We start from the raw sequence: 9,603 nt of genomic DNA, 5'->3' as shown, positions 1-9,603 counted from the left end.
TTCCTGGTGAGCCGGGTCAGCCCTGGAGGGCGGGGAAGTAGGAGCGCGGGCCGCCGCTGCGCCGGATGTCCACCGTGCAGCAGTGGAAGCTGCCGCCGAACGGGTAGACGTTCGCGAACGGGATGGCGATCACCCGGAAGCCGAAGGACTTGAGGAACTCGATCATCGGCTGCTCCCGTTCCTCGCAGATGATCGTGTCCTCGTTCACGTTGAGCACGTTCATGGAGATCCAGTTGCTGACCTCGGTGGTGCGCAGGAAGTTGCCCCGGGCCGAGGGCGGCGCCATGACCACCTTCCAGCCGTTGTCCTCGAACAGCGCGACGGTGTCGCCGACGGGCGGCCGGTCGGGGTTCATCATCACCAGCCCGGCACGCAGCGGCACCATCGTGGCGTCGATGTGCTGCGGGTGCGCGTCGGCGAACCGGACGCGGTGCAGGCGGTGGCCGGGGCCGAGGTGGCGGGCCAGCCAGCGGGCGCCGAAGTCGTTCGTCACGAGGTCGGGCTGGTAGAAGATGTCCCGGCCGAACCGGGCGAAGCTGGCCGCGTCGAAGCAGGGCTCGGCGTCGCTCAGGGCCGGATTGAGGTCGGCGTCGAAGCCGCCGCTTTCGGCGGAGAAGTCGCCGACGTACATCTCGTCGGACATGCCGGGCTTGGGAGCGGCCGTCCACCGGGCACCCGCGTTGAAGTACTCCGTCACCAGCGAGCGGTAGGGCAGGTACTCGAAGAACCGGCTCCGCATGGCCATCGAAGCCTCGATGATCTCGTCGCCGACCACCAGCAGCACGTCGCGCGGGCAGGTGCTGGAGTTCTGGCTGCGCACCCGGAACGTGGGGGTGCGCACCTCGGTGAAGAAGTCCATCGGCGTGGGCCTGCGTACCACGGCGCCTTCCTGCCTGAGCACCTCCGCCAGGGTCTCCAGCTGCTCCCGGGCCGCTTCGAGCTCGTCTTCACCGCGGCGGGCGGCCTTGAAGGCGCGGTCGGCGGGGTCGGGGAAGTAGGGGCGCAACGCGGGCTCGAAGCCCGGCCGCGCGCCGCCGGCCACGCTGCCGACGATGACCTCTTCCAGGGGGTCCCAGCCGTTGTGGGAGTTGACGACGGGGGTTGCGCTGGGCACGAGGGTGTCTCCGATCTGTTGCGGGCGGGCGGTCAGGACATCGCCACGACGATCTTGCGTGTGCCCGTGAAGGGGCTGCGGCCGTGCGCGAACAGCAGGTTGTCCAGCATCATGAGGTCGCCGCGCTGCCAGGTGAACAGCGTCTTCTCCTGCTCGTAGGCGTCGCGTACGTGCCGCAGCACCTCGGGCTCGATGGGAGAGCCGTCGCCGTAGAAGGCGTCGCGCGGCACGTTGTCCCGCCCGAGGCCCTCGATGAGGGACGCCTGCTCGCCCGGTTCGAGCGCGGACAGGTGGAACAGGTGCGCCTGGTTGAACCAGACGGGCTCCCCGGTCGCCGGGTGCCGCACCGACGCCTGGCAACGTTGCCTGGTGGTCAGCGCCGGGCTGCGGTCCCGCCAGCGGAACTCGATGCCGTGCGCCGCGCAGTACCGCTCCACCTGCGCGCGGTCCCCGGTCTGGAAGACCTCCTGCCAGCTCAGGTCGACGCCCTCGGTGTAGTTGCGCACGTACAGGACGCCTTCGCGCTCGAACCGCTCCCGCACGGCCGGGTCGATCCGCCGGTACACCGCGCGTGAGTCGGCGGTGGGCGTCTGGCCGCCGTGCTCGGCGGCCACGAGGCAGAAGAAGGAGATGCGGGCGGGCCAGGCGTCGGTGAAGGAGTTCTCGTTGTGCAGCGGGATGGTCCGGTCGGCCGGGTACTCGGTGGCCGAGAAGATCCTGCCGCCCACCTTGGTGCGCGGGGTGGAGCGGTGGACGTAGTCCAGCAGGTCGGGGCTGAACAGCTGGACCGCCCGGTTGAACTCCGACACCGAGGTGAACCCGAGGTCACGCAGCAGCACGCCGCCGTGGGTGGTGACGAGATCGTCGATGCGTGCGCGGTTGTCCGTCAGCCAGTCCTGGGCCGGCGGGCCGGCGGCGGGCCGCCGCACGACCACGGGGCCGCGGCCGTCCGGGGCCGCGAATTCGGTCTTCTCGCCGGTCGCCGGCATGTTCATGTGCGCTCCATGGGGTGATCAGACGGCTGCCGCGTCGAAGTAGGTGTCGCGCTCGATCACCAGGAGGCCCGAGAAGCGCCAGAAGTCGGCGAAGCGCACCGCGAGGGCGTGCCCGCCGTGCGACACGCCGCGGAAGCTGCCTCGTACGGCCACCGTGTCCGCGTCCTCGATGATCGACTCCAGGTCGTGCCGGCCGTCGGAGATCACCCGGCGGTCGCGGTAGAAGGCGCTGATGGCCTGGACGCCGACGAAGGCGTCGTATCCGGGGCGGCGGTAGACCGCGTCCGGCGCGAAGCGGGACAGCGCCGCCGTGACGTCCCGCCGGTCGATGTCGCGGTAGTAGCCGCCGACCACGGCGGACAGCGGGCGGGACCCGCCACCGGCCGGCCGGGATCCACCGGTCGCCGGGCGGGATCCGCTGGTTGGCGGGCGGGACCCGCTGGCGGCCTTACCGGTCACGTCCACGCGATCACCGTCTTGTCGTCGGCGAACCCGAGGATGCCCGAGAGCGTCACCCGGCGGGCGTCCCCGTCGCGCACCGCCTCGACGGCGTGCACGTGAGCGGCGTTGAACAGGTAGATGTCGCCCGCCCGCACGTCGAGCCGCAGCCGTTCGATGCCGGTCAGCGCGTCGGCCGGGTAGGGCGAGCCGGTGTGGGTGACCCCGAGCCGCGCCCTGGTCGGGTCGTCGGGACGCACGTTCCACACCGTCAGCCGGCCGTCGCGCCCGTTGGCCAGGCAGACGTTGAGCCCGACGATGTGGTGGCCCGTCACCCGCTGGATCTCGAACCCGGCCTGCCGGGGATCCTCGCACTGGCCGCGGTCCTCGTGCGGGTCCAGCGCGAAGTCCCGCCGCCCGAGCCAGGAACGGAAGATGCCCGCGCACGCCTCGCGGCCCGCGTGCCGCGCGGGCCTGAAGTCGATGCCGCGCAGCGCGAGCGCCCGGCCGAGTTGCCGGTAGAGCGCACGCAGGGGCTCGTCGGGGACGTCCAGGGCCGCCTCCAGATCGGCGCCGACGGCGTCCGTCAGGTCCAGGTAGTCCTCGATCGTCCTGTTGTAGTGGTAGGCGCCGAGATATTCGCCCGGCGCGTCCGCGCCCCGTGCCCGGCGTCCTGGGCTCGCCAGGAAATTCGAGATCAGTTTCTCGCGAGTGGCGACCGGCACCACATCGCGGAAAACCACACCGAGATGCCGCCCGCGCAGAACATCGATGATCAGGGACGGCCGTACGTCCGCGCATTCGATGAATTGGAAATACGTCGCCGGGCCTTCCCAGCCGGTTACATCTGTATGGCGAATGTCCTTACCCAACTGCACAACTCCCTCTGTGGTCCTAAAGCGGACAATTGAGTAAATTCGCGCGCCATGAGGCCGCTCATCTCCAATCGCTGAAGATACAGCAGCAGGTCAGAAGGGCAACCGATTATTCGCCGGGATTTACCCGCGCCCGGCTCCGGAGATCATCCGGGGACGACGTTAAATAATGTGTCCCGAGTCCGGGGCGGCTGTTAGCCTTGGGAATTGTTCAGCGGAAGGATCGTCGGACATCCGATCGTTGTCGTGTCGGAAAGGATGGCTGATTCATGCTCATCTGCGGCATTAAGGCATCCCATGACGGTGCGGTGGCCGTCATCGAAAATGGTCGCCTGCGATTCAGTATCGAAACCGAAAAACTGGACAATGGGGAACGCTACAGTTCCCTGGACGACCTCCGGCGGGTGACCGGCATCCTGGCCGCGGAAGGGCTGTCGCCCGGCGACGTCGACCAGTTCGTGGTGGACGGCTGGTACACGACCGCCGAGAACGGTACCCACTCCATCGCCCTGCGCGACGGGGACCGTCCGGCCGCGCTCGCGGTCGCCCCCTACGTGGAGAGCCCCGGCGACGAGGGCCCGCTGCAGCGGCACACCTTCGGCGGCCACTTCGGCGGCCCTTTCCATGACTACGCCGGCTACACCCACGTGACCGGCCACGTCCTCGGCGCCTACTGCTCCAGCCCGTTCGCCGCCCGCGCGCAGGACGCGCTCGTCCTGGTGTGGGACGGCGGCATCGTGCCGAGGCTGTACCAGGTGCGGGCCGCCACCCGCGAGATGACACTCGTCTCTGCCCTGCTGCCGATCACCGGCAACAGCTTCGCGGACTTCAGCGCCCAGTTCGCCCCGTTCTCGGCCGACCTCGGCGGCCTCTCGCCGGAGGAGGTGATCCGCCACCACCTGTCCATCGCGGGCAAGGCGATGGCGTACGCGGCGCTGGGAAAGGCCGAGCCGGCCGCCTTCCCCGTGCTCGACGGCATCATCGCCGGCTTCCCCGACGTGGACGCCGACAACGCCCGCACGCTGGGCGAGAAGGTCGCCTCCAACCGGGACGAGATCATGCCGGGGATGTCCGACGCGGACATCATCGCCACATTCCAGGACTACATCGGCCACAAACTGCTCCACCGCCTCACCACCGTGATGGAGCACCGGTTCCCGGGGCAACGCGCCAACCTGGTGCTCGGCGGCGGCTGCGCGCTCAACATCAAGTGGAACACCCTGATCCGCGCCGCCGGCCTCTTCCAGGAGGTGTTCGTGCCGCCGTTCCCGAACGACGCCGGCGCGGCCATCGGCACGGCGGCCTGCGAGATGTTCCGGCGCGGACCACTCGCCCTGACCTGGGACGTCTACAGCGGCCCGGCACTCGGCCCCGCCACGACCCCCGCCGGCTGGCAGGCCCGCCCCTGCGACGAACGCCACCTGGCGCTCCTGCTCCACACCGAGGGCGAGCCGGTCGTCGTGCTGTCCGGCCGCGCCGAACTGGGCCCGCGGGCCCTGGGCAACCGGAGCATCCTCGCACCCGCCACCCACCCCGGCATGAAGGCCCGGCTCAACGCCGTCAAACGCCGGGCCGCCTACCGGCCGGTGGCGCCGATCTGCCTGGAGTCCCGCGCCCCTGAGGTGTTCGCGCCCGGCACCCCTGACCCCTACATGTTGTTCGAGCACGTCATGCGGCCCGGCTGGGCCGAACGGGTCCCGGCCGTCGTCCACCTGGACGGCACCGCCAGACTCCAGACCATCGACGAGCGCGGCGACTTCGCCACCGCCCGCATCCTGAGCGCGTACGCGCGGCTCAGCGGCGTGCCCGTGCTCTGCAACACCAGCGCGAACTTCGAGGGACGCGGCTTCTTCCCCGACGTCGCCTCCGCCGCCCGATGGGGCGGAACACGCCACATCTGGTCGGACGGCGTGCTGTACACCCGTCCGGGGGCCCGGTGACAACGAGCAATCCGCCAACGCGAGGCGCCCGGTGACTGCGACCGAACCGCCCGATGCGGAGCGCCCGGTGGCAGGGGGCGAACCGTCCGATGCGAGGTGCCCGGCGACAGCGAGCGAGCCGCCGATACGAGACTCCCCGCCCTCGGCACGCGGGCTGCTCACGCGGGTGCTGCGCCGCAACGCCCGCGCGGTGGCGGCGTCCTTCGCCCTGCTCGCCGTGTGGCAGCTGTCCGAGGCCATGGTTCCCGTCGTGGCCGGCCGGCTCATCGATCACGCCGTCGTGACGGGCAGCGCCGGCGCCCTGCTCGCGTGGGGATCGCTGCTGGCCGTGGTGTTCGCCTCGCTGATGTTCTTCTTCCGGTACGGCGCGCTCATCGCGTACCGGATCGACCAGATGGAGAGCCACCGGATCCGTACCGAGATCGCCCGGCACGTGCTGCGCCCGCTCGGCGCGCGCACCGGCCGGCTACCCGGCGCGACCCTCTCCCTGGCCACGGCGGACGCCGACGGCGTCGGCACGCTGGCGCAGTCGGCCGGCTACACCTTCGCCTCGGCGGCGGCCGTGGCGGCGAGCGGCGTCGTGCTGCTGCGGATCGACGTCGTGGTCGGGCTGACCGTGCTGCTCGGCGTGCCCCTCGTCCTGCTCCTCACCCAGTCGGTCACGCCCGCGATCTCCCGCCGCAGCCGCGACCAGCGCGGCCGGATCGCCGACACCAGCGCGGCCGCCGCGGACCTCGTGCGCGGCCTGCGGGTCATCAAGGGCCTCGGCGCCGAGGACGAGGCCGCCGCCCGCTACCGGCGGCGAAGCCAGGTCGCCAAGACCGCGGGCATCCGGGTGGCCGGCTCCCAGGCGCTGCTGAAGGCGGTCTCCACCGCGCTCAGCGGGCTGTTCCTGGCCGGCGTCGCCCTGCTGGCCGGAACGCGGGCGCTGGAGCACGCCATCTCCATCGGCGACCTGATCGCGATCGTCGGCCTCACCCAGTTCTACGCCGGCCCCATCCAGACCCTCGGCCAGGTCGGCGCCCTGGTGGCGGACGGCCACGCCTCGGCGTCCCGGATCGCCGCCTTCCTGCGCACCCCACCACTGCTGACCGCCGGAACCGCGCACCCGACTCTCACGACCCCGACTCTCACGACCCCGCCGCGCACGACCCCGCCGCGCACGACTCCGACGCTCACGCTGGAGAAGGTGAGCGCCGGCGCGTTGCACGACTTCTCCCTCATCTCCCGGCCCGGCGAACTGCTCTGCCTCGCCGTCGACGACCCCGCCGCCACCACCGACCTGCTGCGCCTCCTGTCCGGTGAGATCCCCGCGCAGGATGTCGCCGGCGACGTCCGCCTCGAAGGGACGGCGATCAACGAGCTGAGCGTTGCGGCACGTGGTGAGCGCCTGCTGGTCAACCCCCACCACAGCGACCTGCTGGCCGGAACGCTGCGCGGCAACCTCGACCCGGACACCCGGCACGACGACGCCCACCTCACCCGGATCCTCGGCGTCGTGGCGGCGCACGACATCATGCGCCTGCACGACAGCGGCCTCGACCAGCCGGTCACGGCGAGGGGCGGCACCTACTCCGGCGGGCAACGGCAACGCATCGCGCTGGCCAGGGCACTTACGGCCGACCCGCCGATCCTCGTGCTGGACCATCCGACCAGCGCGGTGGACGCCATGACCGAGCAGCGGATCGCCCTCGGCCTCAGAGCCGCACGCCACCGGTCGGGCTCGCGCACCACCTGGATCGTCACCACCAGCCCCGCCCTGCTCGCCCAGGCCGACCGGGTGGCGTACGTGACAGCCGGCCGCGTGACCGGCACCGGAACCCATCGGGAACTGCTCAGCCGTCCGGATTACGCGGACCTGGTGCTGCGATGAGCCAGAAGCCCGAAGCGCGCGGGAATGTGACGGGCCGGGAGCCCGAAGCGCGCGGGAATGCGATGGGCCGGGAACCCGGAGCGGGCGGGAATCGAGCCGTGGTAAGCCAGGGGCCGGAGCTCCTGCCGATCGCCACCACCCGGCAGACCTGCTCGTTCATCTGGCGCATGCCGGCAGCCCGCCGCCGCCACGCGAACGCGATCATGGTCCTGGCGTTCTTCCTGGCGGGCGGCGCGGGCCTTGTCGCCCCCTGGGCCCTGGGCGGGATCGCCGATGACGTCGCCGCGGGCCGGGACACCCTCCTGCCCGCCGCACTGATCATCGCCGGCGCCGCCCTGGCCGGCGCGCTGGCCGGCGGCGCGGCCGTGGTGATGCTGGCGCGGGTGGGCGAGCCCGCCCTGGCCGAACTGCGCGAGCAGGCGCTCACCCGGGTCCTGCGCCTGCCCGCCGACCGGCTGGAACGTTCCACCACCGGCGACCTGCTCTCCCGGCTCTCCGACGACGTGCGCACGGTGTCGGAGGCGATGAAGGGCGTCGTGCCGGTGATCGCGAACTCGGCCGTCGCGGTCGTGTTCACGGTGGCCGGCGTGCTGGCCCTCGACTGGCGCCTCGGACTGGCCATGCTCTGCGCCGCGCCTGTGTACGTCCTGGGCCTGCGCTGGTACCTGCCCCGCTCGCGACCGCTCTACCGCGAGCAGCGGATCGCCCAGGGAGAACGCGCGGAAGCGCTCCTGTCCGGCGTCGGCAGCGCCCCCACGGCGCGGGCGTTCGGGATCGGGCCCCTGCTGCTGCGCCGGATCGACGAGACCTCGAAGCGGTCCGCGCAGGTGTCCGTCTCGGTCTACCGGCGCAGCCTGCAGTTCCTGAACCGCAACAACCTGGCCGAACTCATCGGGCTGAGCATGGTCCTGCTCGCCGGGTTCCTGGCCGTGCGCGACCACGCCACGACGGTCGGCGCCGTCACCGCCGCCGCCCTGTACTTCCTGCGCCTGTTCGGCCCCATCGGCGGGCTGCTGTTCACCTTCGACCGCTTCCAGGCGATGGGCGCCGCCCTGGCCAGGCTCGTCGGCATCGCCTCACTGCCGCCCCCGGCCGAACCGGACGCCGACAGCACTGTCAGGGAGGGCGAGATCGCCCTCATCGGCGTCGGCCACGAGTACGTACCGGGCAGACCGGTCCTGCGCGGCATCGACCTGCGGATCACCCCCGGAGAGCGGATCGCCCTCGTCGGCGCGACCGGGGCGGGGAAGTCCACGCTCGGCGCGATCGCCGCCGGGATGGTGCGACCGGCCACGGGCAGCGTGCTGGCCGGGTCGCGGTCCCGGAGGATCCTGGTCGCCCAGGATCCCCACGCCTTCGCCGGCACCGTACGGGACTTCCTGACGCTGGCCGAGCCCGTGGCCGCCGACGAGGACGTGTGGCAGGCGCTGGCCGCCACCTTCGCCGACCGGTGGGTCGCCGCGCTGCCCGAAGGGCTGGACACGGTCATCGGGGACGCGGGCCACCACCTGACTCCCCACCAGGTGCAGCACCTGGCCCTGGCGCGGATCGTGCTCGGCGATCCGCGCTTCGTCGTGCTGGACGAGGCCACCGCGGAGGCCGGCTCGGCGAGCGCCCGCGACCTCGATCGGGCCGCGGAGGCGGCGATGCGGGGCCGTACCGCCCTCGTGGTGGCCCACCGGCTGACCCAGGCGCGGCCGGCCGACCGGATCCTCGTCATGCACGACGGACAGATCGTCGAGGAGGGAACCCATGACCGACTGCTGGCGCTCGATGGGCGCTATGCCGGACTCTGGCGGGCGTGGAGCGGGAGCCGTACTGTCCGGTGACCGGCTCGACGGCGTCATCTCGACCCTCGGGCCCCACGGGACCGACTCGGCGCACGAGGCCAGGAAGCACTGCTCGGCGGTCGCGCTGTTCCCCTCCTTCGCCGCCGCCGCCGAACACGCCCAGCAGAGCGGTGGATACGCGCTCATCCCCACGGGATACCTCGACATCCAGGAGGGCAGGCTGGCCGACACCTGGGTGGACCTGCACTTCCGGCTGCTCGGCCGGATGCGGATCGTGGATGTCTGGGAGAGCCCGACCAAGGCGATGTGCCTGGCGATCAACCGCGATCGGGTCGCCGACCGCGAGTCCGTGCGGTCCATCGCCGCGCATCCGGCCACCGCCGTGTTCGCGCGGCAGGCCTGCGCCGGCGCCGAGATCACCTTCGTCGGCTCCAAGCCGCTGGCCGTCGAGGCGGCGGCCAGCGGCCGGGTCGACGCCTGCATCGGTTCGGCCGACGTGGTCGCCGAATCCGCGCTCGAACCGCTCGATCACTTCCATCCGACCATGGTGTGGACCCTCTACCGATGAGGAGCAGCGC

General features: G+C 71.7%; 8 protein-coding genes. 4 read left to right on the top strand and 4 right to left on the bottom strand.

Annotated elements, in window-relative coordinates; all coding sequences use genetic code 11:
- Positions 1-16: 16 nt before the first annotated feature.
- The 4 genes from AB0I81_RS30480 to AB0I81_RS30465 are packed head-to-tail and all read right to left on the bottom strand — an operon-like array spanning position 17 to position 3,290.
- On the bottom strand, positions 17-1,114 hold the full coding sequence (locus AB0I81_RS30480; protein ID WP_360663376.1) for a glycine amidinotransferase: 1,098 nt from the start codon (positions 1,112-1,114) through the stop codon (positions 17-19).
- 32 nt (positions 1,115-1,146) lie between these two features.
- Entirely contained in the window at positions 1,147-2,109 is a 963-nt protein-coding gene (locus AB0I81_RS30475; protein ID WP_360663374.1) for a TauD/TfdA family dioxygenase, read from the bottom strand.
- Positions 2,110-2,127: 18 nt separating this feature from the next.
- Entirely contained in the window at positions 2,128-2,574 is a 447-nt protein-coding gene (locus tag AB0I81_RS30470; RefSeq protein WP_360663372.1) for a nuclear transport factor 2 family protein, read from the bottom strand.
- On the bottom strand, positions 2,565-3,290 hold the full coding sequence (locus AB0I81_RS30465) for a hypothetical protein (RefSeq protein ID WP_360663370.1): 726 nt from the start codon (positions 3,288-3,290) through the stop codon (positions 2,565-2,567). The genes AB0I81_RS30470 and AB0I81_RS30465 overlap by 10 nt, the downstream gene beginning before the upstream one ends.
- 401 nt (positions 3,291-3,691) lie before the next feature.
- Between AB0I81_RS30465 and AB0I81_RS30460 the strand changes: the two genes are divergently transcribed.
- The 4 genes from AB0I81_RS30460 (at position 3,692) to AB0I81_RS30445 (ending at position 9,593) form a co-directional block, all read left to right on the top strand.
- Positions 3,692-5,362, top strand: coding sequence for a carbamoyltransferase N-terminal domain-containing protein (locus tag AB0I81_RS30460; RefSeq protein ID WP_360663368.1), 1,671 nt, complete (start codon positions 3,692-3,694; stop codon positions 5,360-5,362).
- 31 nt (positions 5,363-5,393) lie between these two features.
- Positions 5,394-7,235, top strand: coding sequence for an ABC transporter ATP-binding protein (locus tag AB0I81_RS30455; RefSeq protein WP_360663366.1), 1,842 nt, complete (start codon positions 5,394-5,396; stop codon positions 7,233-7,235).
- Between the two features lie 98 nt (positions 7,236-7,333).
- Positions 7,334-9,064 (top strand): ABC transporter ATP-binding protein, encoded by a 1,731-nt coding sequence (locus AB0I81_RS30450; RefSeq protein ID WP_360663364.1) that lies wholly within the window; start codon positions 7,334-7,336, stop codon positions 9,062-9,064.
- A complete protein-coding gene (locus AB0I81_RS30445; RefSeq protein ID WP_360663363.1) occupies positions 8,988-9,593 on the top strand; it encodes a hypothetical protein in 606 nt (201 codons plus the stop codon). The genes AB0I81_RS30450 and AB0I81_RS30445 overlap by 77 nt, the downstream gene beginning before the upstream one ends.
- The last annotated feature ends 10 nt before the right edge of the window (positions 9,594-9,603 follow it).

Origin of the sequence: Nonomuraea sp. NPDC050404, assembly GCF_040655495.1 — a bacterium.
Lineage (GTDB): Bacteria > Actinomycetota > Actinomycetes > Streptosporangiales > Streptosporangiaceae > Nonomuraea.
The sequence above is the reverse complement of the archived record's forward strand: the minus strand, read 5'-3'. Positions and strand labels throughout refer to the sequence as shown.